Origin of the sequence: Providencia rettgeri, from assembly GCF_023205015.1 — a bacterium.
Lineage (GTDB): Bacteria > Pseudomonadota > Gammaproteobacteria > Enterobacterales > Enterobacteriaceae > Providencia > Providencia rettgeri_E.
The window spans coordinates 56,770-79,058 of sequence record NZ_CP096258.1; the positions used below are offsets into that span (position 1 = coordinate 56,770).

The 22,289-nt window shown below is 43.0% G+C and carries 20 protein-coding genes; 1 reads left to right on the plus strand and 19 read right to left on the minus strand.

All coding sequences use genetic code 11. The features are described from left to right. Nucleotides 1-4: 4 nt before the first annotated feature. From M0M83_RS00220 to asnC, 18 genes are all read right to left on the minus strand, one after another. Entirely contained in the window at nucleotides 5-1,669 is a 1,665-nt protein-coding gene (locus tag M0M83_RS00220; protein ID WP_248467317.1) for an AAA family ATPase, read from the minus strand. Nucleotides 1,670-1,671: 2 nt separating this feature from the next. Beyond that, nucleotides 1,672-3,759, minus strand: a complete 2,088-nt coding sequence (locus M0M83_RS00225) for a DDE-type integrase/transposase/recombinase (protein ID WP_248467318.1) — start codon at nucleotides 3,757-3,759, stop codon at nucleotides 1,672-1,674. Continuing rightward, complete coding sequence (locus tag M0M83_RS00230) at nucleotides 3,743-4,570, minus strand: heteromeric transposase endonuclease subunit TnsA (RefSeq protein ID WP_000533779.1); 828 nt, start codon at nucleotides 4,568-4,570, stop codon at nucleotides 3,743-3,745. The genes M0M83_RS00225 and M0M83_RS00230 overlap by 17 nt, the downstream gene beginning before the upstream one ends. A gap of 158 nt (nucleotides 4,571-4,728) precedes the next feature. Further along, nucleotides 4,729-6,561 (minus strand): glutamine--fructose-6-phosphate transaminase (isomerizing), encoded by a 1,833-nt coding sequence (glmS, locus tag M0M83_RS00235; RefSeq protein ID WP_213914571.1) that lies wholly within the window; start codon nucleotides 6,559-6,561, stop codon nucleotides 4,729-4,731. 207 nt (nucleotides 6,562-6,768) lie between these two features. Continuing rightward, entirely contained in the window at nucleotides 6,769-8,139 is a 1,371-nt protein-coding gene (gene glmU / locus M0M83_RS00240; protein WP_248467319.1) for a bifunctional UDP-N-acetylglucosamine diphosphorylase/glucosamine-1-phosphate N-acetyltransferase GlmU, read from the minus strand. Between the two features lie 126 nt (nucleotides 8,140-8,265). Beyond that, nucleotides 8,266-8,691: a F0F1 ATP synthase subunit epsilon gene (locus M0M83_RS00245; protein WP_004906291.1), complete on the minus strand. Its 426-nt coding sequence runs from the start codon at nucleotides 8,689-8,691 to the stop codon at nucleotides 8,266-8,268. A 21-nt stretch (nucleotides 8,692-8,712) separates the two neighbouring features. Beyond that, a complete protein-coding gene (gene atpD, locus M0M83_RS00250; RefSeq protein ID WP_004906293.1) occupies nucleotides 8,713-10,095 on the minus strand; it encodes a F0F1 ATP synthase subunit beta in 1,383 nt (460 codons plus the stop codon). Nucleotides 10,096-10,129: 34 nt separating this feature from the next. Then, a complete protein-coding gene (gene atpG / locus M0M83_RS00255; RefSeq protein ID WP_125893829.1) occupies nucleotides 10,130-10,993 on the minus strand; it encodes a F0F1 ATP synthase subunit gamma in 864 nt (287 codons plus the stop codon). A 51-nt stretch (nucleotides 10,994-11,044) separates the two neighbouring features. Then, nucleotides 11,045-12,586 (minus strand): F0F1 ATP synthase subunit alpha, encoded by a 1,542-nt coding sequence (atpA, locus tag M0M83_RS00260; protein ID WP_004906297.1) that lies wholly within the window; start codon nucleotides 12,584-12,586, stop codon nucleotides 11,045-11,047. 14 nt (nucleotides 12,587-12,600) lie between these two features. After that, entirely contained in the window at nucleotides 12,601-13,134 is a 534-nt protein-coding gene (atpH, locus tag M0M83_RS00265) for a F0F1 ATP synthase subunit delta (protein WP_125893831.1), read from the minus strand. A 12-nt stretch (nucleotides 13,135-13,146) separates the two neighbouring features. Then, nucleotides 13,147-13,617: a F0F1 ATP synthase subunit B gene (gene atpF / locus M0M83_RS00270; protein WP_042846802.1), complete on the minus strand. Its 471-nt coding sequence runs from the start codon at nucleotides 13,615-13,617 to the stop codon at nucleotides 13,147-13,149. 58 nt (nucleotides 13,618-13,675) lie between these two features. Then, complete coding sequence (gene atpE, locus M0M83_RS00275; RefSeq protein ID WP_004093904.1) at nucleotides 13,676-13,915, minus strand: F0F1 ATP synthase subunit C; 240 nt, start codon at nucleotides 13,913-13,915, stop codon at nucleotides 13,676-13,678. Nucleotides 13,916-13,963: 48 nt separating this feature from the next. Continuing rightward, on the minus strand, nucleotides 13,964-14,782 hold the full coding sequence (gene atpB / locus M0M83_RS00280; RefSeq protein WP_042846803.1) for a F0F1 ATP synthase subunit A: 819 nt from the start codon (nucleotides 14,780-14,782) through the stop codon (nucleotides 13,964-13,966). Nucleotides 14,783-14,815: 33 nt separating this feature from the next. Then, nucleotides 14,816-15,193, minus strand: coding sequence for a F0F1 ATP synthase subunit I (gene atpI / locus M0M83_RS00285; protein ID WP_125893832.1), 378 nt, complete (start codon nucleotides 15,191-15,193; stop codon nucleotides 14,816-14,818). Nucleotides 15,194-15,792: 599 nt separating this feature from the next. Then, nucleotides 15,793-16,413 carry a 16S rRNA (guanine(527)-N(7))-methyltransferase RsmG gene (gene rsmG, locus M0M83_RS00290; RefSeq protein ID WP_213914572.1) on the minus strand — a complete coding sequence of 207 codons (621 nt, stop codon included), beginning with the start codon at nucleotides 16,411-16,413 and terminating at the stop codon, nucleotides 15,793-15,795. Between the two features lies 1 nt (nucleotide 16,414). Next, nucleotides 16,415-18,304 (minus strand): tRNA uridine-5-carboxymethylaminomethyl(34) synthesis enzyme MnmG, encoded by a 1,890-nt coding sequence (mnmG, locus tag M0M83_RS00295; protein WP_213914573.1) that lies wholly within the window; start codon nucleotides 18,302-18,304, stop codon nucleotides 16,415-16,417. A 377-nt stretch (nucleotides 18,305-18,681) separates the two neighbouring features. Further along, nucleotides 18,682-19,122: an FMN-binding protein MioC gene (gene mioC, locus M0M83_RS00300; RefSeq protein ID WP_213914574.1), complete on the minus strand. Its 441-nt coding sequence runs from the start codon at nucleotides 19,120-19,122 to the stop codon at nucleotides 18,682-18,684. A 91-nt stretch (nucleotides 19,123-19,213) separates the two neighbouring features. Continuing rightward, a complete protein-coding gene (gene asnC, locus M0M83_RS00305) occupies nucleotides 19,214-19,675 on the minus strand; it encodes a transcriptional regulator AsnC (RefSeq protein WP_125893840.1) in 462 nt (153 codons plus the stop codon). Nucleotides 19,676-19,836: 161 nt separating this feature from the next. Here asnC and asnA point away from each other — a divergent pair, with 161 nt between their 5' ends. Beyond that, the gene (gene asnA / locus M0M83_RS00310) at nucleotides 19,837-20,829 is read left to right on the plus strand and encodes an aspartate--ammonia ligase (protein ID WP_213914575.1); all 993 of its coding nucleotides are present in this window, start codon (nucleotides 19,837-19,839) and stop codon (nucleotides 20,827-20,829) included. Here the strand turns inward: asnA and viaA are convergent, their stop codons facing one another. Beyond that, nucleotides 20,830-22,287: an ATPase RavA stimulator ViaA gene (gene viaA / locus M0M83_RS00315; RefSeq protein WP_125893844.1), complete on the minus strand. Its 1,458-nt coding sequence runs from the start codon at nucleotides 22,285-22,287 to the stop codon at nucleotides 20,830-20,832. Nucleotides 22,288-22,289: the final 2 nt, after the last annotated feature.

Genomic DNA, 22,289 nt, shown 5'->3' on the forward strand with positions numbered 1-22,289 from the left:
GGTATTACCCAGCCAAATTCAGCACGGACGTTAAATCTAACAGCATCCCCTGTTTGTTGAGTGCTTTGTGGACGTCGGTTGAGTTCTTGCACTGCGACTTGATAAAACGAAGGTCGTCTGATGGCAACTCATCCCAGCTATTGGGTTTGATAACCGTTGACTTTTCTTTGTTTTTTGAGCTTTTTCCCTTCATTGAAGTATTGCTGTTAGCGCCTGATGACATCCAATTCGAGACAATTGGTAATAGTTGAACCATGGTCAGCTGCGGATTTTCTGCAAAAGCTTTTCGTACTGTGGGCACTAACAGGTTGGAGTCATAAACATCTTTAAGCAACAAATACAACCGTCTTTCATCCTCAGTTGCAAGCTGCTGAAGAGCCTTTTCTTCGGTCGTTTTCTCTTTAATAGCAGCAATATCTTGCTGTAATTGGATAAGCCGCTTATCCATCTCAGGAACCATTAAATCTGAGTACTGTGCGATTTTCTCCGGTATGCCTGAACGAAGCGCCGCAAGCATAGGGTGTACCGGTATGAGCTCATCTTCATATACCTGACGCAACAATCCCTCCGTGATGCGTTCTTTGCCAATTGCAAGTGCGCGCAGTTGCGCCAATACAAACAGCTTTACCACGATATCCATCACGCCTTGGCTCAAGTCGTACCATACCGCGCGAATGTTTTCGGTCAGTAGCACATCTCGATTTTGCAGTAGCTGCAGCTTCCAGAGGTTGTTGGTAAAGGCAACCCACTCTTGATTGAGTTGCTCGGGTCGCCCTTGAGCCATTGGTTCCCAAAAAATGGCACCAAGGCCAGCACCTCTGCGAGCAGAACGCAAATCTGCTTCAAAAATGTCTCTCGCTTTTGGCGTACCAATCAACATGACCGGCACACCTATGGTATTGACCATGGTGACAAAGAAATTCAACATTTCTTGCGAGCCACCTGACTTTGACCGGCTAAGATGCTGAATTTCATCAATCACCAACAATCCCAGCGCATGCGTGTTGGCAATTTGGGCCATTAACGCCAACATAGTTTCGATACCATGTCGCTTAAGGCCATATCTTTTCTCGTAATTTGCCCCCAGCGCCTTATCGAGTGCCCGGAAAAAATTCAGGCAAATCTCTTTGAGTGAGCCATTATGTGAACAGTCAACTTTCAGGTAAACCACTTGCTCGAGGTTGAGCTGCGAGTGATAAATAACCTGAGGGTAGGTCTGTAAAATCCGTTCCAATGACGTAGTTTTACCACTGCCAGAGCAACCAATTAACAACATACTTTGTGCAGTAGATTTTGCCTCTTCAAATCTGAAGGTTGTCAAATCACCAGTCTGAACTCTTTCATACCCGTTTTGTAAATGTCGCTGCAAATCGCCAGTTTTTGGATTTCGGCCAACATAGCCGCCTCGGATCATCAATGAAACCCTTTCGCTTAACAGCATATGTCCGCCAAGTGGTTGAAAGAACTCATCGGAAATCCGACAAATATTGTGGGCGCGCGTAACTCTGGTTTTTTGTAAATCGTCTGACTGAAAGCGCATGCTTGAGCGCAGTGCCGCGGCACTATCGAACGATTCTTGTAGCGGTGGCAATGCTTCGATAAACGGATTGCCGGCATAAGCGGCAACACCAGTATCACGATATATTGCGGATATTTTTGAGGCAGTCATTCCTAGCTCTCTTCGTTATCTTCAAATAGCCCAGGTACAAAGGTTGGCAAGCTATAATCTTCTTCAACAGGTTTTAGTGCCACTACATCGGCAAGCGGTTTTTCTTTTTCAACAATTACAGGACGAACACGTTGCAGCCGCTCTGCATCCCTTGCCGCTTTTTTATTGGGTCTGATCTGTTGAATACGTGCACGATTACTCTCAGAAGTGACTGGTGATTGCTTGGTTGCTGTTGAAATTTTTTCCTGAATAAAAGCGTCTAATTCACGACGCTTCACATCTGCAACAAACTTTGCATTAGCTTTGTGGTGCTTTTCAGCCGCCTGTGTTTCCCAAACTTGCCAGAAACTCAGCCCACGAAATTGACGACTTTTATCCGTTAACAAACATTCCCAATAAACTCGGCTGCCGGATTGTGGAAAAAGATAAATCCTATCTGCGCAACCTGGTTCATAAGCCGCTTCCAGTGAGTCTGGCCGGTAAATTTCCGTGCTACGGTGTAACCAGCCTTCTTTGAGTAACTCAGAACTGGAATAAAACATTTCAAACAATCTCACACCAAACGGCGAAATCGTAACCTTTGCACGCGGTAATAAGGCGATTTGAAGAGGCTTAGCTTCAATCTGGCGCAAGCTGCCCATTCGATGTTGCATTCCCCATTTCCATAGCTCTATGGGTATTGACGGAATGTCAGCCGGTAGATCTTCATCACGGTCATATTTATCAAGAACATGGTAGTTGTTCCGAAATAGGATGGTCCGCAGGATAATTTGAGCAAAATCGGTAATCGACATCACTGCATCAAGGCGATAATCTCGTTCACCATGCTTTTTTATCCGATTGCCTTCGACGGCTCCAGGCGCATAAGGTTTAAATTCTGCTTGTAAAGTCCTGAAACAGCTTTCAACGATGCCTTTAGCATCGCCGCGGCGCGGTGGAGCACTTTCGATACGAACGTTAAATCCAGCAATCAGAGCATCAACCTGATGACTCATCATCTCCCCACGGTCTGCCAAGATGACATCTGGCAAACCGACGCATGGCCACTCTTCAAAGTTGATCTCAATACCAAGTTCACTACAGGCCTTAGTTTTGTCGATGCACGCATTCACAATCGCCTGCATGGCAACGACATAAGACGGATTGTCAAAACCAAGATAAAAGCCTGCAATCATTCGGCTAAATACATCGATCACAATATAAACCGTTGGACGTCCAATAATCTTGCTACGGTCTTTATCATCAACCAGATAGATATCTGCAATGGTGGCATCAATTTCATAACGACTGCCAGGACCAAGTGCATGTGCTGTTGCGGTGCTTGAAAGCGGGCGGATATCTTTTTTATAAATTCCTGGGTCTGTTCTGGCGATTAGGCGTTCAGACTGTTTATATTCCCGATTGTAAAAGTAGCGAAACTGTCTAATCGTTGGCCTATCCGAGACTGAAATATTGGGAAAGTACTGCTCAAACAAATCCGCAAAACGACGATAGGCAACGGTCGTTTTTTCTGCATTTTTATTCAGCAAATGTTTCTCAATGGCGATTCTGAATAAACGTTCAATATCGGGGGTTACTTTCATCCCCTCGCCGTCACCATATTGACGAACACGCCCAATTTTTTTCTGGCCACTCGCCGCTCTACTTTTTCCTGGCGCTCCACTTTTCTTGTAGTCTGGCAGCAATGAATTCGGATTCTGCCCGCGCTGCCAGTAGCGACGTAACAACTTATAAATTGTAGCGATTGAAGCGATCCCTGACTGACGAACTACCTCAACTCGCTGAGCACGAACTTTAGGGTCAAAGCATTTTGTATCCACAATAATCGGTGTAATCGCACTCAACCCCAGTTCCCGTTTTTTGTAAGCAACGGAGCCGAATGCAGGCTCATCCAAATAATTTGCTTCAAAGGGATCGTCATGCCGAAATAAACGCGAATCATCGATGAAACTGTTTAAAGTCAATTCATGAACGTATTCAGGCTGTGCAGTCTCTGATTCAAGACAGATCCAAACAACTTCACCAGGTAACACCAGTAAAATGCGGTAAAGTTTGCCGTCAAACTTCACGACCTCATTGGTTTGCCACATGCAGTAAATCCTCTATATCACTGAATGGACAAAAAACTAGATCTGAGGCTGTGAGCACTCTGTAAGCTTGATGCATGTTAAATTTTAAATAGCCGTTCGCGATTAACGTTCTTACATCTCGAAGTGTTTGTCCAAGTTCCAAATCATAAGCGGTATCCATTTGCTTACATACATCAATCATTTTTGACTGGGGCGATTTACTAAAGGCACTTTGAAGGATAGGCAACTGTTGAATCAGCTCCACATCAATAAAGCCATCTGATTTCGTCGGGTACAACCAACTGATATTTTGTTTGATGACTGGGTCAATTTCATGCTCCGTCACTAAAAACCATGGGATTTGCTTCGATAGCCAATAACGACGCTCGATTTCAAGTTTTTCAATAATATTCGTATCATTGAACGACTCAGATGATTTCACCTGTACAGCAAACTGCCGGTGAGGGCCAATACGAGAATCAACGAGGAAATCGGATGACATCACCTGATCTACAGCGCGTATGCTGGGATGCCTCAGACCATTGTCTTTAGCTATTGCTTGAGTTTCATCTCTTCGTAGCGGGAATTGCTCTCTAATATCAACGATATGAGATGCCCACTCAAACACTAAAAACGCTGCCAGTTCTAGATCTGACAATAAATGATGAATTCTGCCGGTTTTATGTGAATACACTCGGTGCGAGCGGCCTTCGGAGGGAACATCTTGTACATAAAGCCAAGGCGTGTACTTTTTACCAACTCCTTGGCCACGACCGTCTTTAATTCGACGCGCAATTTGAAGTTCAGAGAGAGATTGCTGAGATCTGCCCATAAAAAAATCCAGTATGCTTTTTAATCAGCATAACTGGACTTTTTCATTTTACAAATATTTTGTCTATTTTAGATCTATTTTGTCTTGCTTTAGATCTATTTTGTCCACTTTAGAACTATTTTGTCATCCCACATCATCAATATTAAATCAGTATGTGATTACTCAACTGTCACCGACTTCGCCAAGTTACGAGGCTGGTCAACGTCTGTACCTTTAATCAATGCAACGTGATAAGACAACAGTTGCAGAGGAACAGTGTAGAAAATTGGTGCGATCAGCTCTTCAACATGGGGCAGTGAAACAATTTTCATATTTTCACTGGCTTCAAAGCCTGCATCTTGGTCAGCGAATACATACAGCAAACCACCACGCGCACGGACTTCCTCAATGTTCGATTTGAGTTTTTCTAACAGCTCATTGTTAGGTGCAACGATGATAACAGGCATGTCAGCATCAATTAGCGCTAATGGGCCATGCTTTAATTCACCCGCGGCATACGCTTCTGCGTGAATGTAAGAAATCTCTTTTAATTTCAGAGCCCCTTCAACGGCAATAGGGAATTGATCACCGCGCCCTAAGAATAACGCGTGGTGTTTATCAGAGAAATCTTCTGCCAATGCCTCGATAACTTTATCTTGCGATAACATGCTTTCAATACGAGCCGGTAGCGCATGTAGAGCGTGAGAAATGTTTTCTTCGAGCTCAGGGTTAGCACCTTTCAAGCGGCCCATATACGCAACTAACATCAATAAGACGGTTAACTGCGTGGTAAATGCTTTAGTGGATGCCACACCAATTTCGGCTCCTGCCTTGGTCATCAGGGCAAATTCAGATTCACGTACCAGTGAAGAACCTGCCACGTTACATACCGCTAAAGATGTCAAATAGCCTAATTCTTTTGATAAACGAAGAGCGGCCAGTGTATCTGCGGTTTCACCTGATTGAGACAACGTAATCATCAGGCTGTTTTTACGGTGTGCGGGGTTACGGTAGCGATACTCAGAAGCAATTTCTACATCACAAGGAATACCGGCTAAAGATTCAAACCAATAACGTGCAACCATTCCCGCATTGTAGGATGTCCCGCATGCGACGATTTGGATATGTTCAACTTGAGATAAAATTTCACTCGCACGAGGGCCTAATTCGCTTAAATCGATACCATTGTCTTTGTCAAAACGCCCTTCAAGGGTGTTTTTAATTGCCATTGGTTGTTCGTAAATTTCTTTTTGCATGTAATGGCGATAGACGCCTTTATCACCTGCATCATATTGAACGTTTGACTCAATTTGCTCGCGATCGACCGCTTCACCATTTTTATCAAAAATGCGAACTGTGCGACGAGTAACTTCAGCAACATCCCCTTCTTCAAGGTAAATAAAGCGACGAGTCACAGGCAACAGCGCTAATTGGTCTGATGCTAAAAAGTTTTCACCCACACCTAAACCAATAACCAATGGGCTACCAGAACGTGCAGCAACTAATAAGTCAGGAATACGGCTATCCATGATCACGGTACCGTAAGCACCGCGCAATTGTGGGATAACACGTTGAACCACTTCCACCAGCGTGCCACCTTTTTGTTGTTCATGGTGAACAAGGTGAGCAATCACTTCGGTATCAGTTTCTGAACTAAAGATATAACCGAGTTTTTTCAGTTCATCTTTCAGTTCTAAATAGTTTTCAATAATGCCGTTATGAACAACCGCAATATAACCAGAGGTATGCGGATGAGCATTGCGTTCACTTGGAATACCATGAGTCGCCCAACGGGTATGTGCAATCCCCGTACCACCCGATACTGGGTTTTTCTCCGCTTCTTCCGCTAACATTTGCACTTTGCCCACTTCACGTAAGCGTTGTAAATGTCCTTCGTGATCAACGACAGCCATACCGGCTGAATCATAACCACGGTACTCAAGACGACGAAGACCTTCTAACAGAATTTCTGCGATATCACGTTGTGCAACAGCACCTACAATTCCACACATGTTTTTTAATTCCTAGACAAAAAGTTTCTTTCTTGAGAAACCTTTATTTGTCGCAACCTAATTGTTGTACAGTTTTCACTGTTCCCCAGCCTTGTAGAAAATGGGGATATTATTTTTATGTTGCTACCTTGGGTAGCTATTTTAATTTCGCTATTTAATTAGCGTTTTATCATAGAAGAGATATCGCTATCTCTCCTCAAAATTTACTTATTTTTTCTTAACTGGACGTTGCCAGTTTTTAATATGCATTTGCTTTACACGGCTAACGACAAGTTCGTCTTCATTCACATCACGCGTTACCGTAGTGCCAGCACCTATTGTTGCACCTTTGGCAACAGAAACTGGCGCAACTAACTGAGTATCAGACCCTACAAACACATCGTCACCAATAATGGTTTTGTGTTTATTGGCACCATCATAATTACAAGTGATGGTTCCTGCGCCAATATTGACGTTATCACCAATTTGCGCATCCCCGAGGTAACTTAAATGACCCGCTTTAGAACCTAAACCTAAAGAAGCATTTTTCATTTCGACAAAATTACCTACGTGCGCTTTGGCCGCTAATTTAGCACCTGGGCGTAAACGAGCAAAAGGGCCAACCGTACATTCAGCTGATAATTCAGAGTTTTCTATGACTGAATACGGGCTAATCACTGAGTTATCACCGATTACACAGTCTTTCAAAATACAGCCAGATTGAATATGTACGTTATTGCCCAATGTAACGTTACCTTCAATAATCACGTTAGTATCAATAATAATATCGCGACCATGAATTAGATTTCCGCGCAAGTCAAAACGCGCAGGGTCAATTAGCATCACACCCGCTAATAACAGTTTTTCAGCTTGTTCTTTCTGATAAACCCTTTCTAACGCAGCCAGTTGTAGGCGGTTATTTACCCCTTCCATCTCACTTAAATGTTTAGGGTGAACGGTTGCAATTTTATTACCTTCTTTATGTGCCAATGCAATAATATCAGTAATATAATATTCGCCTTGTGCGTTATCGTTGTTCAGCTGAGCCAACCAACGTTTAAAATCTTTGCCACTGGCAACCATAATTCCAGTGTTGATTTCTTGGATTTTACGTTGCTCTTCGCTGGCATCTTTTTGCTCGATAATACCGACGACTTCATTGTTTTCACGAATGATACGGCCATACCCTGTTGGGTTATCTAAAATAACCGTCAACAAGCCAATACCACCTTCTGGCTTCACTTCGATTAAACGATCTAAGGTATCTTTGGCTATCAACGGTACATCGCCATATAACATGACAATATTTTCATCGTCTTGGAAACACGGTGCAGCTTGTTGCATCGCATGGCCAGTGCCAAGCTGCTCAGCCTGCAATACCCAGTTGAGGTTTTGCTCACCCAGTTTTTCTTTCAGTAAATCACCGCCATGTCCGTATACCAGATGAATATCTGATGCACCAATGGATTTTGCTGTATCTATAACATGCTGAACCATCGGTTTGCCTGCAAGCAAATGCAAAACTTTAGGTAGCTCTGAATACATCCGTGTGCCTTTACCGGCAGCTAAAATCACGACACTTTTTCTTTGCACAGTCATTTTTCCTGAAACTCCAACTTAGGGATGAAAGTAAACCTATTTCCTTTATAAATTACTAGATATTTCGCTCAAATAAAAAAGCCAGTTAGACTTAACCAACTGGCTTTTTTTACTATACCGCTATCATTACATTAGCTTTTTAGTTAACTCGATGACTCGAAGTTTCGCTATTGCTTTTGCAAGTTCTGCTGATGCCTGAGCATAATCAACATCGCCGTGAGCTTTACGGACGTGTTCTTCCGCTTTGCGTTTAGATTCCACTGCACGAGCTTCGTCTAAATCTTTACCACGGATCGCTGTATCAGCGAGTACGATAACACCATTTGGTTGTACTTCTAAAATACCGCCGGAGAGGTAAATTAGCTCTTCTTCACCAAACTGTTTGGTAATACGTACCATGCCCGGTTTTATGGCAGTCAGCAGCGGGGTATGCTGCGGATAAATCCCCAGCTCACCTTCACTACCTGTCACCTGAATTTTCTGTACCATGCCTTCAAACATTTGTTTTTCAGCACTTACTACAGTCAGGTGGTATGTCATTGCAGCTACCATATCAACCTCCTGTCAGCTGGATTAAAGCTTTTTCGCTTTTTCCACAGCTTCTTCAATGGTACCAACCATATAGAACGCTTGTTCTGGCAGGTGGTCGTAATCACCGTTCAGGATCCCACTGAAGCCACGGATAGTGTCTTTCAGAGAAACGAACTTACCTGGTGAACCGGTAAATACTTCAGCAACGAAGAATGGTTGAGACAGGAAGCGCTGGATCTTACGAGCACGAGCAACAACCAGTTTGTCTTCTTCAGACAGTTCATCCATACCCAGGATTGCAATGATATCTTTCAGTTCTTGGTAACGTTGCAGAATAGACTGAACGCCACGAGCAACATCATAGTGCTCTTGACCAACAACCAGTGGGTCAAGCTGACGGCTAGTAGAATCCAGAGGGTCAACCGCAGGGTAGATACCCAGTGATGCGATTTGACGGCTCAGAACTACCGTTGCGTCTAAGTGAGCAAAGGTGGTTGCTGGTGATGGGTCAGTCAAGTCATCCGCAGGAACGTAAACCGCTTGAACGGAAGTGATAGAACCTGTTTGAGTTGAGGTAATACGTTCTTGCAGAACACCCATCTCTTCCGCCAGCGTTGGCTGATAACCTACCGCTGAAGGCATACGACCTAACAGTGCTGATACTTCAGTACCTGCCAGTGTATAACGATAGATGTTGTCAACGAACAGCAGTACGTCACGACCTTCGTCACGGAATTTTTCAGCCATAGTCAGACCAGTCAACGCAACGCGCAGACGGTTTCCTGGTGGCTCATTCATCTGGCCATAAACCAGTGATACTTTATCCAAAACGTTTGAGTCGGTCATTTCATGATAGAAGTCGTTCCCTTCACGAGTACGCTCACCAACACCTGCAAATACTGAGTAACCTGAGTGCTCAATCGCGATGTTACGGATCAGTTCCATCATGTTTACTGTTTTACCAACACCCGCACCACCGAACAGACCAACTTTACCACCTTTCGCGAATGGACAGATTAAGTCCATTACTTTGATACCGGTTTCCAGCAGTTCTGTTGAGTTAGCTAACTCTTCGTAGCTAGGTGCAGCACGGTGAATTGACCAGCGTTCTTCTTCGCCGATATCACCTTTCATATCAATAGGTTGACCCAGAACGTTCATGATACGTCCTAAAGTAGCTTTACCTACTGGTACTTCAATTGGGTGCTCTAAGTTTACAACTTCTAAACCACGGCTCAGACCATCTGATGTACCCATTGCGATACAACGGACAACACCACCGCCTAACTGTTGCTGAACTTCCAACACCAGTTTTTCTTTACCGTTAACAACCTCAAGAGCGTCGTACACTTTTGGTACGTCATCTTGAGGGAACTCGACGTCCACAACGGCGCCGATTACCTGGATAATCTTTCCAGTAGCCATCTTGAATCCTCTACGTAATTCGTAAACCTAGCTGTTAAACCGCGGAAGCACCCGAAACGATTTCGGTAAGCTCCTGAGTAATGCTGGCCTGACGAGCTTTGTTGTAAACCAACTGTAACTCTTTGATCAGGTTTCCACCATTATCAGTAGCGGCTTTCATCGCTACCATTCGTGCGGCCTGCTCACTAGCCAGGTTTTCAACGACGCCCTGATAAACCTGCGACTCGATATAACGACGTAGCAGGGTATCCAGCAACGCCTTAGGATCGGGTTCGTAAATGTAATCCCAAGACTTCTTCTTCAGTGTTTCATCATCACTTGCAGGCAATGGTAACAATTGAAGAATAGTTGGCTCCTGAGACATTGTATTGATGAACTTATTCGTCACCACATACAGTTTATCCAAACGCCCTTCATCATAGGCTTGTAGCATAGTGTTAACTGGACCAATCAAGTCCGAAAGCGTTGGGTTATCCCCCATTCCGGTAACTTGAGTCACGACATTGCCGCCCACAGACCCGAAGAATGATACCGCTTTAGAACCGATTAAAGCCAAATCAACCTGAACGTTTTTCTCAGACCATGACTTCATCTCTGCTAACAGTTTTTTGAACAGATTAATGTTCAAGCCACCACACAGACCGCGGTCTGTTGAAACAACCAGATACCCGACACGCTTAACTTCACGCTCTTCGAGATATGGGTGTTTATATTCCAGATTACCTAACGCTAGGTGACCAATCACACTGCGCATGGTTTCTGCATAAGGACGGCTGGCCGCCATGCGTTCCTGCGTTTTACGCATTTTGGACGCAGCGACCATTTCCATCGCTTTAGTGATCTTTTGTGTATTTTGTACACTTCCGATCTTGGAACGTATCTCTTTTGCGCCGGCCATTTCTGCTTCTCCTTATTAACCAGACGGCCCTAAGAACTGGGCCGAATAGTATTACCAGGACTGAGTTGCTTTAAATGATTCGAGCAGTTTTTTCAACTTGCCTTCGATATCATCGTTATAGCTACCAGCCGGGCCAATTTCGTTCATAAGGTCAGCATGCTCGCGCTGTGCAAAAGAAACTAAAGCAGCTTCAAACGCACCAATTTTCGCTAACTCAACATCATCCAAGAACCCACGTTCTGCCGCGAACAGAGACAGTGCCTGCTCTGCTACTGACATCGGTGCGTACTGTTTCTGTTTCAGCAGTTCAGTTACTTTCTGACCATGACTTAACTGTTTACGAGTCGCGTCATCGAGGTCGGAAGCAAACTGAGCAAACGCTGCCAGCTCACGATACTGAGCAAGTGCGGTACGGATACCACCAGACAGTTTCTTGATAATTTTAGTCTGAGCAGCACCACCAACACGAGATACTGAAATACCTGGGTTAACCGCTGGACGAATACCAGAGTTAAACAGGTTAGATTCCAGGAAGATCTGACCATCTGTAATCGAAATTACGTTTGTTGGTACGAATGCAGAAACGTCACCAGCTTGGGTTTCAATGATAGGCAGAGCTGTCAATGAACCTGTTTTGCCTTTAACTTCACCTTTAGTAAAGTTTTCTACGTATTCAGCGTTAACGCGAGCAGCACGCTCAAGTAAACGTGAGTGCAGATAGAAAACGTCACCTGGGTAAGCTTCACGCCCTGGTGGACGACGTAGCAACAGTGAAATTTGACGGTATGCCACAGCCTGTTTAGACAGGTCATCGTATACGATCAGTGCATCTTCACCGCGGTCACGGAAATATTCACCCATCGCGCAACCAGCATATGGTGCTAAGTATTGCAGAGCAGCTGATTCAGATGCTGTAGCAACAACAACGATAGTATTTTGCAGCGCGCCGTGCTCTTCCAGTTTACGAACTACGTTAGAAACGGTAGACGCTTTCTGGCCGATAGCCACGTACACACATTTGATGCCAGAGTCGCGTTGGTTGATGATTGCATCGATTGCCAAAGCAGTTTTACCTGTTTGACGGTCACCGATAACAAGCTCACGCTGACCACGACCGATTGGGATCATGGCATCGACTGATTTATAACCAGTTTGAACTGGTTGATCAACAGATTGACGGTCGATAACACCTGGAGCAATAACTTCTACAGGAGAGAAGCCATCGTTATCAACAGGACCTTTACCATCAATTGGTTGACCCAGTGTATTCACAACACGTCCTAGCAGGCCACGGCCTACTGGAACTTCAAGAATACGACCAGTACATTTAACTTTCATGCCTTCTGCCAAGTCGGCATAAGGACCCATAACGACCGCACCAACAGAGTCACGCTCTAAGTTCAGTGCGATAGCGTAACGGTTGCCAGGCAGCGCGATCATCTCACCCTGCATGACTTCGGCTAAACCGTGAATACGAATAATACCGTCATTAACGGATACAATCGTACCTTCATTGTGAGCTTCACTCACAACATCGAACTGAGCAATACGCTGTTTGATCAGTTCGCTGATTTCGGTGGAATTCAGTTGCATATGCTCCAGTCCCCTTAAGACTGCAAGACGTCAGTTAAACGCTCTAAGCGACCGCGGATACTCCCGTCAATAACGAGGTCTCCAGCACGAATGATCACTCCAGCAATAACAGACTTATCAATTTTGCAATTCAGCTTAACTTTGCGTGACAGACGTTTTTCCATCGCTGCAGAAATTTTAGCTGACTGCTGTTCACTCAGTTCGTTAGCGGATAAAACATCAACTTCAATGGTTGATTCCAGAGAATCGCGCAATTGGATAAACTGCGTTAAAACTTCTGGTAGCGTCGTTAAACGCCCGTTATCTGCCATAACACGAATCAGATTCTGAACATGCTCGTCAATTTCATCTCCACAAACAGAGATAAACGTTTTAGCTAATGTTTCTGGTGCAATAGAACCAGAAAGCAGCTCCCCAACCTGTTCATTGCGCGTCACCTCAGCGGTGAAGGCCAGCATTTCCTGCCATTTAGCAACAGCTTGGTTTTCCACAGCAAAGTCAAAAGCTGCTTTGGCGTAGGGGCGAGCTACAGTAGCGATTTCAGACATGCCCCTCCCTCCTTACAGTTCAGCGACTAGTTTATCAACGATGTCGCTGTTAGCAGCTTCATCCACGGAACGTTCGATGATCTTCTCGGCACCTGCGATAGCAAGCATCGCAACCTGTTTACGTAACTCTTCACGTGCACGTTTACGCTCAGCATCAATTTCAGCTTGCGCTTGTGCGACGATTTTTGCACGTTCTGCTTCTGCTTCTGCTTTTGCTTCATCAATCATTTGAGTGCGTTGTTTATTCGCTTGTTCAATGATGACTTGTGCTTCAGCTTTCGCTTTTTTCAGTCGGTCGGTTGCGTCGGTTTGCGCCAGTTCCAGGTTCTTTTTAGCACGTTCTGCGGAAGATAAACCGTCAGCAATTTCTTTTTGACGTTTTTCAATGGCCGCCATAATCGGTGGCCATACATACTTCATACAGAACCAAACAAACAGGACAAACGCGATAGCCTGGCCGAGGATTGTTGCATTTAGATTCACAGACAATACCTCATATTCATTAGTGAATTAATGTTCTTACAGTGTTCCGTAACGTTAATTAGGCAACAGCGAACATTACATACAAGCCCAGACCAACAGCAATCATCGGAATAGCATCGACCAGACCCATTACGATAAAGAACTGTGTACGCAGCAGAGGAATTAAATCTGGCTGACGAGCAGCACCTTCTAAAAATTTACCACCTAGGATGCCGATACCGATCGCAGCACCGATCGCCGCTAAGCCCATCATCACAGCGGCAGCCATGTACAGCAGATCCATACTCAGGTTTTCCATGACAGTCTCCAGTTTGTTTCAGTTAATACAATTATTGATAAAATTAAATTAGTGTTCTTCAGATGCCATCGACAGATAAACAACCGTCAGAACCATAAAAATAAAGGCTTGTAGCGTAATAATCAGTATGTGGAAGATAGCCCAAGGTAGGCTTAACAACCACTGTGACCACCACGGAAGCAGAGCCGCGATAAGAATAAAGATCAATTCACCTGCATACATGTTACCAAACAGTCGCAGACCGAGTGATACAGGTTTTGACAGCAGGCTTACCCCTTCAAGAATCAAGTTGACTGGAATGAAGACAGGATGATTAAAAGGCTGCATTGTGAGCTCTTTTGTAAATCCGCCAATTCCTTTCATTTTGATGCTGTAGAAGAGGATTAGGATAAACACACCAATAGCCATCGATAATGTGACACTAACATCTGCGGTTGGTACTGCACGTAATGCAGGTAACCCGAGATAATGTTCAGCAATATACGGAAGGAAATCAATTGGGAGTAAATCCATCAGGTTCATTAAGAATACCCAGACGAACACTGTTAATGCTAAAGGAGCAATAACTTTGCTCTTACCGTGATACATATCACGGACTGAGTTATCAACGAAACCAATGATCAGTTCTATTGCAGTCTGTAACTTACCGGGTACGCCACTAGTCGCATTGGCTGCAACTCTTCTAAATAGCCACAGGAACAGAGCCCCGAGAACTACTGAGAAAAAAAGCGAGTCAATGTTCAACGTCCAAAATGTTGGACTAGCGTGGGGATCGACCAACTTAAAGGTACTCAGGTCCAACTGAAGGTTTCTCAGATGGTGGCCTATGTAATCCTCTGTAGTCATCACTTCTCCTGATGCAGACATGATGCCTCTTACCCTTTTGTAGTTTAAAAATACTTACCGTTTAAAAACGGCTGGTGCAACAATCTGAACAATTAGCACCGCTAAATAGGTCAAACCCAGTGGTGTTAATGACGCTTTGAACACACCGAAAGCAACAACTAAAACAGCGATAGTTGTAACAACCTTTAGCCCTGCTCCTAATGCTAAGAACCAGGCAATGCGGACAGGTTCATCCTCTCCTTTTGCTTTCTGAAATTGTGATAGCAGCATAAATACGATATTTGGTAACCAGCATGCTAACCCACCAGCAAGAGCAGAGGCCCCCCATTCTATACTATTTGCACAGAAAGCCCCACTGAGGATCACTAAAGTTATCAACTGAACAGACAACTGCTTTACAGCATGCTTGTTGTCATAAAGAGATACAGACATAACTTTTGTTTACTCCCAGCTCTTCTCAGCCTCAGAAACGCTAAGTGTTGTATAAAACTGCCTTTGCGTAAATGTGTCAAGAGACAAAAACGTGCAAATTATACGGGCAGGCGAAATGAATTCAATCAGTAAGTAGCGAAAAGGTGAATAAATATTTAATTTTTTCGAGTTAGCGCAGAATTGTCGCTATAATATTTAATAAATAGTTAATGAATTGCTGCATATATTTATATAAATGTGATGCATATCACATTTAACTTTATTCACTTTATTTATTCCTTCAATTTTATTCATAATAAAAAATAGATTTAATCTGTAAATCAAATAATTAAAGAAAGCAATTCCTAAGCAAAATTTTGAAGGAATAAATCCAATATTTTTCGATTAACTATTTTTTTGCTAAATCGATTAAGTAAAAAGCATCAACTAGCCTGCATTTTTTCTTTCAACGCCTTATTTTTGCAACTTATTCGTTATTGCCGTGTAAATACTACGTAAAATATATATTTTTATTATCTGACGAAAAATAAAAATAGCTGGCCGTTTGTAAACGTCCAGCTATCGCTCTAAATGATAAAATTATTTGATAGAAAGCAACTTTATTTCATCGAAATTTTAACTAAATGACGCTGCTCATCAAGTTCGGGCACTTCAAGTTCAGTGATCGATTCAATCATAAACTCTTCTGGTAGTGCCATTTCATCATCACGAATGACGCCTTTCAGTGCATAAAAACGCCCTTCTTTTGAAGGTAAATGATGGCACCAACTCAACATATCGTTTAATGATGCAAATGCGCGGCTAATCACACCATCAAAACCATTTCCAGCCGGATATTCTTCAACACGAGATTGAACAGGTTCGATGTTAGTCAGCCCTAACTCATGTTGAACCTGTTTCAAAAAGCGTACACGCTTCCCTAGGCTGTCCAACAGAACAAAATGGGAATCTGGTCGAACAATCGCTAAAGGCACGCCTGGTAGACCAGGGCCTGTTCCAACATCAATAAAACGTTGCCCGATGAGTTGACCGTTCACCACTATGCTATCCATGATATGACGGATTAACATCTGTTGTGGGTCACGCACAGACGTCAAGTTATAGGCTTTGTTCCATTTAACTAATAACCCAACGTAATCAACTAACTGCTGTTTTTGCTTTTCCGTTAAATCGATATCGGTTTTGGCAAGTAATTGATTGAGTTTTGATAATAAATCCATGTTAAGCGCTCCGGCGCAGCATGCCTTGCTTTTTCAACCAAACAAGTAAAATAGAAATTGCCGCAGGGGTGATCCCTGATATACGTGAAGCTTGACCGATCGAGGTTGGTTTATGATCATTTAATTTTGCCATAACCTCGTTTGATAACCCTTTAACCTGTTTATAATCAAGGTCAACAGGCAACATAGTGCTTTCATTGCGTAACTGTCTTTCGATCTCTTCTTTCTGGCGCGCAATATAACCTTCGTATTTAACTTGGATTTCCACTTGATCCGCGGCTTGTGGATCAGTGATCGCAGGGGCAAATAAATTCAATGACGTCAGCATTTGATAAGTCATTTCAGGACGACGCAGTAAATCTTCACCGTTCGCTTCTTTTGATAACGGAACGGTTAAAATTTCATCTATTTCTGTATGGTTATCTGATTTAGGGTGAACCCAAATGTCTTTTAAGCGCTGACGCTCTTTTTCAATCAGTTCCACTTTGTTGTTAAAGTGAGCCCAACGAATATCATCGACTAAACCTAACTCACGCCCTTTTTCGGTTAAACGTAAATCCGCATTGTCTTCACGTAGCATCAAACGGTATTCCGCACGTGAGGTAAACATGCGGTAGGGTTCTTTTGTCCCTAAAGTACAAAGGTCGTCAACCAATACGCCAATGTAAGCTTGGTCACGACGAGGGAACCAACCTTCTAAACCAAAGGCGTGTTGTGCCGCATTAAGGCCTGCTAATAAGCCTTGAGCTCCTGCTTCTTCATAACCTGTCGTGCCGTTAATTTGGCCAGCAAAGAATAGTCCATCAATAAATTTACTTTCAAGCGTTTGCTTGAGATCTCTAGGGTCAAAGAAATCATATTCAATGGCATAGCCAGGACGAATGATCCTCGCATTTTCCATTCCTTTCATAGAATGAACAATTTGCATTTGGACATCAAATGGTAAGCTGGTGGATATCCCATTAGGATAAATTTCATTGCTAGTTAAGCCTTCAGGTTCTAGGAAGATCTGATGTGAATCTTTATCAGCAAAACGCATGACTTTATCTTCGATCGAAGGGCAGTAACGTGGGCCGATCCCTTCAATCACTCCTGCATACATAGGGCTGCGATCCAAATTGTTTCTGATCACTTCATGGGTTTTTTCATTGGTATAGGTGATATGGCAAGGCATCTGTTGTGGATGTTGATCTTGTGAACCTAAAAATGAAAAAACAGGCATTGGGTCGTCACCTAGCTGTTGAGCTAACTGACTGAAATCAATAGTTCTTGCATCAATGCGTGGTGGCGTTCCTGTCTTTAAACGATTAACACGTAAAGGTAATTCTCTCAAACGTTGAGAAAGTGAAATTGAAGGAGGATCTCCTGCTCGACCACCACTGTAATTTTCTAAACCAATATGAATTTTACCATCAAGGAAAGTACCAACAGTTAATACCACAGCTTTGGCTTTAAATTTTAAGCCCATGCGGGTAATAGCGCCTGTAACTCGATTGTTTTCAACAATTAAGTCTTCTACAGGTTGTTGGAAAATCATTAAGTTAGGCTGGTTTTCTAAAGCCATTCTGACAGCTTGGCGATAAAGAACACGGTCAGCTTGTGCTCGAGTTGCACGAACTGCAGGCCCTTTGCTGGCATTTAATGTTCTAAATTGAATACCTGCTTTGTCGGTTGCTGTAGCCATTAAGCCACCGAGGGCATCAATTTCTCTAACCAGATGCCCCTTACCGATCCCACCGATGGCTGGGTTGCAAGACATCTGGCCCAATGTATCAATATTGTGAGTCAGTAATAGGGTTTGACGCCCCATACGTGCAGCTGCCATTGCTGCTTCAGTACCGGCATGACCACCACCAATTACGATGACGTCAAATTGCTCTGGATAAAACATGTGTGAACCTTAAACGTTAGAAAATGCGGATTGTGCATTTGAGGAGAGAATTCTACTCAAGTTTGAGGAAGAGACCAAGCTTTAGGTTTCTCCCTTATATAATATTAAGATCTTTTTATTTAAAGATCTCTTTATTAGATCTTTTATTAGGATCACGGGTTTCTGTGGATAAGTGGATTTTCACTTTAAAGATCATAAAAGTGTAAAGGATCATATACTGTGAATGATCCGTGATCCGTTTGCGTATAAGCTGGGATCAAAAAGGGTACTTATGCACAGCCCTTGTCGGTCTTAAAACTTATACTCTGGATAACTACGGGTTAATACCGGGATCTTCCCTGAGTTATCCACAGTTGATTGCTGGTAATTTAATCAAACTAGAGTTCGTTTGCCCAAATTTTAACCCATTCACCTGCGGGATCTTCCGGTATTTCGTGTTGTTGGACATCAATTTCCAAACATTCACCGATCCTTTTAGCCCCTTGTTTGATTAATAAAGCATCTATTTTGTGGATCGCACCACAGAAAGTGTCATATTCCGAGCTGCCGATCCCTACAGAACCAAATTGAACTTGGCTGAGATCAGGAGCGCTTTCTTCTATTGAATCAAAAAGAGGTTGAATATTTTCAGGGAGATCACCTGCACCATGTGTTGAGCTTACCACCAGCCATATGCCTTCAAGTGTTAAGTCACCAAGCTTTGGACCATGTTGAATTTCAGTTTCATGACCGAGTTCTTCTAAAATCTCAGCCATGTGCTCGGCAACATACTCCGCACTGCCCATTGTACTGCCACTTATTAAGGTTACTTTTGTCATGGTGATTCTCTTTCACAATAATAGGGCGCTATTGTACGCTGTGAATGAGCTGGGATCTACCTGTGGATAATGTGGTTATATCATTTTTTTTCTACGGATTGATTGTTCGTAAGATCGGGTTTTGTAAGGAGATCAGTGTTTCAGTGGATTGTATCTCATCAATGGTCTGAATTTTGTTGATAAGTACGTCTTGTAAAGAATCGATAGAACGGCACATCACTTTAATAAAAATGCTGTATTGCCCTGTTGTGTAGTACACCTCGACAACCTCTTCTAAGGCATCCAATTTTTTTAGTGCGGTTGGGTAATCTTTTGCACTTTTTAAAATAATGCCAATAAAGCAACAAACATCGAAGCCTAATTGTTTTGGGTTGATATCAATACGTGTGCCTTTAATAATTCCTGCTTGCTTCATTTTTTCGACGCGGACATGAATTGTCCCAGGGCTAACAGCGAATTTTTTAGCTAATTCTGCATACGGTGTACGTGCATTTCCCATTAATTCGTGAAGTATGTCACGATCGAGATTATCGATTTGATAATTTTCCGGCATTATTTCACCTCTATTTTAACGATTATTCATTTTTATACCTGTTTTTTTATTCAAAATAAACAATAAAGGCTTTTTTTAATGATGGATATTGAATTTATACCTCATTTTGTTGCTTAATCTATACATCAGCTAACACAGCTAACAAATTATGGGAATAAATTATGGACAAGTCATTTATCGAACATCAGCAACAAATTAGTTTTGTGAAATCGTATTTCTCACGTTTACTTGAAAGAGAATTAGGGTTGATTGAAGTTCAAGGGCCAATCCTAAGCCGTTTAGGGGATGGTACTCAAGACAACTTATCTGGCAGCGAAAAGGCCGTTCAAGTAAAAGTGAAATCAATTCCAGGTGCAACCTTTGAAGTGGTTCATTCTTTGGCTAAATGGAAACGTAAAACATTAGGTCGTTTCGGTTTTAGTAAAGGCCAAGGTCTATACACGCATATGAAAGCGTTGCGCCCGGACGAGGATCGCTTAACCCCAATCCACTCCGTCTATGTTGATCAGTGGGATTGGGAAAAAGTGATGGCAGATGAGGAGCGTACTCTTCCTTATCTGAAGCAGACAGTGGGTAAAATCTATAAGGCAATAAAAGAAACAGAAGCTGCCGTCAGTAAAGAGTTTGGGTTGGCACCGTTCCTGCCAGACCAAATCCACTTTATTCACAGTGAAGAGTTGTTACAGCGCTACCCTGATTTAGATGCGAAAGGGCGTGAGCGCGCAATCGCAAAAGAATTAGGCGCGGTATTCTTAATTGGTATCGGTGGTAAGCTATCTAATGGTGAATCACATGATGTTCGTGCGCCTGACTACGATGACTGGACAACAAAAAATGAAGACGGTTTTTGTGGTTTGAACGGCGACATCATTGTGTGGAACCCTATTTTACAGGACGCATTTGAGCTCTCTTCAATGGGAATTCGTGTAAGCCCTGAATGTTTGACTCGCCAATTAAGTTTAACTGGCGATGAAAAACGTATGGAGTTAGAGTGGCACCAAGCATTAGTAAAAGGCGAAATGCCACAAACTATCGGTGGTGGTATTGGCCAGTCACGCTTAGTCATGCTACTTCTCCAACGCCAACACATTGGGCAAGTGCAATGTGGTGTATGGGGTACTGAAATGCAAGAGTCCGTTGAAGGTATGCTGTAATTAGCGGCTAAAGCGGCGTAACAGCCTGCTTTTTAACCCAGTATCAAAACGCCAAATATGGTCAAAGATCTTCATGATACTGGGTTTCCCATAATTTGACACAGATACCGCATGGAAGCGGTATTTACCTTTCTTCTGCATAGCTTTTATTTTCTGAATTAACTCATCTGGTAAACGCTGAGCAACAAAATCAGAAATCACCACGGCATCCGCATCTATCCACTGCTTTGATTCCAATTTTAGTGCAGTTTCTTGCAAACAAGCTGCTAAGTCAGTCCCACCTTTAAATGTTTGATGTAAAAAACGAATACATTGCTCTAGGCCATCAATAGAAAGTAAATCGTAATGTACTATTTCGGTAGAAAATAACATCACATGGCATGCTCGGTTATCCGCCAGCGCAATTTTCATTAACGCAAGGCAAAAGGCTTTGGCGCAGCGTTCATTTAAACCACCCATCGAACCCGATGTATCAATACATACAACAAATGGCCCTCTTGGCTGCTCTTCATCATGGTGATGGGTAATAGGGCGCAGAACTTTTCTTTCTTGCCAGCTATCCCCTTGTAATCGGTAGGTTAGAAGCTGTTTTTCGAGTAATTTTCGATAGAATTCAAATTCAATATCTTCAAGGCCTAACATGGCGAGTTCTGCGGGTAATAGCCGTAAAATATCGTCACTTTGATTTAAACCGTTGACTTGCTCAGGTACCGTTTCGGGGACTTTCTCCATAATAGTCATTGGTTCTAGCACCACGCTATCATCAGGGATCGCTTGCGCGGTTTGGCTACGGCCTAATAATTGCGCTATTTTTTCGAGTTCCGGCTGCTGACGTAAAAAATCACTGTATCGGCTTAATAATTGGTCATTATAAGCTGAAGTCATATTTACACCTTTGGTTAAATCCCACAGCCGCCCTGCTGCTCGTTCATTTTCGCCAAGAATATCCTCTAAATTACCACTAAGCGCCAGTCGGCGCTGTAGTTCCGCCAGCAATTGTTCTTTTTCCTGTTCTAATAACTCTTTATGCAGCGTTGTAACTTGTAAAATTAAGCTAATACGCCATCTTTGAACAAATAATGATTGCCTTGCACTGCGGTTTTCTATTTTTCCACTTTGTAGCTGGTGCGCCTCACGATAAAACGGGGAATCCAGCTGCTGAAGTTTTGCTATAACACTTGGTAATTGGTTAAAAAAGGCATCTGTCGAAATTCCAAGGGATTGACGATAAAGTTCAAATTCTTCTGAAAGTTGTGCGGGAACAAGCGCATCTTGCATACGCTGTTTGAGATCTTTTTTCCAACCCGATAAATCTTTGAGTAAAGCTTTTTTTAATCGAGGGTGTTTTTCAAAAAACACCGCTAATTGAGGAGTTGCTAGCAAAGATATAATGATCTCTTCGATTAATTGGCCTTCATTAACCGAAAGCAACATTTCTAATGTGGCTAAACTCATCATCG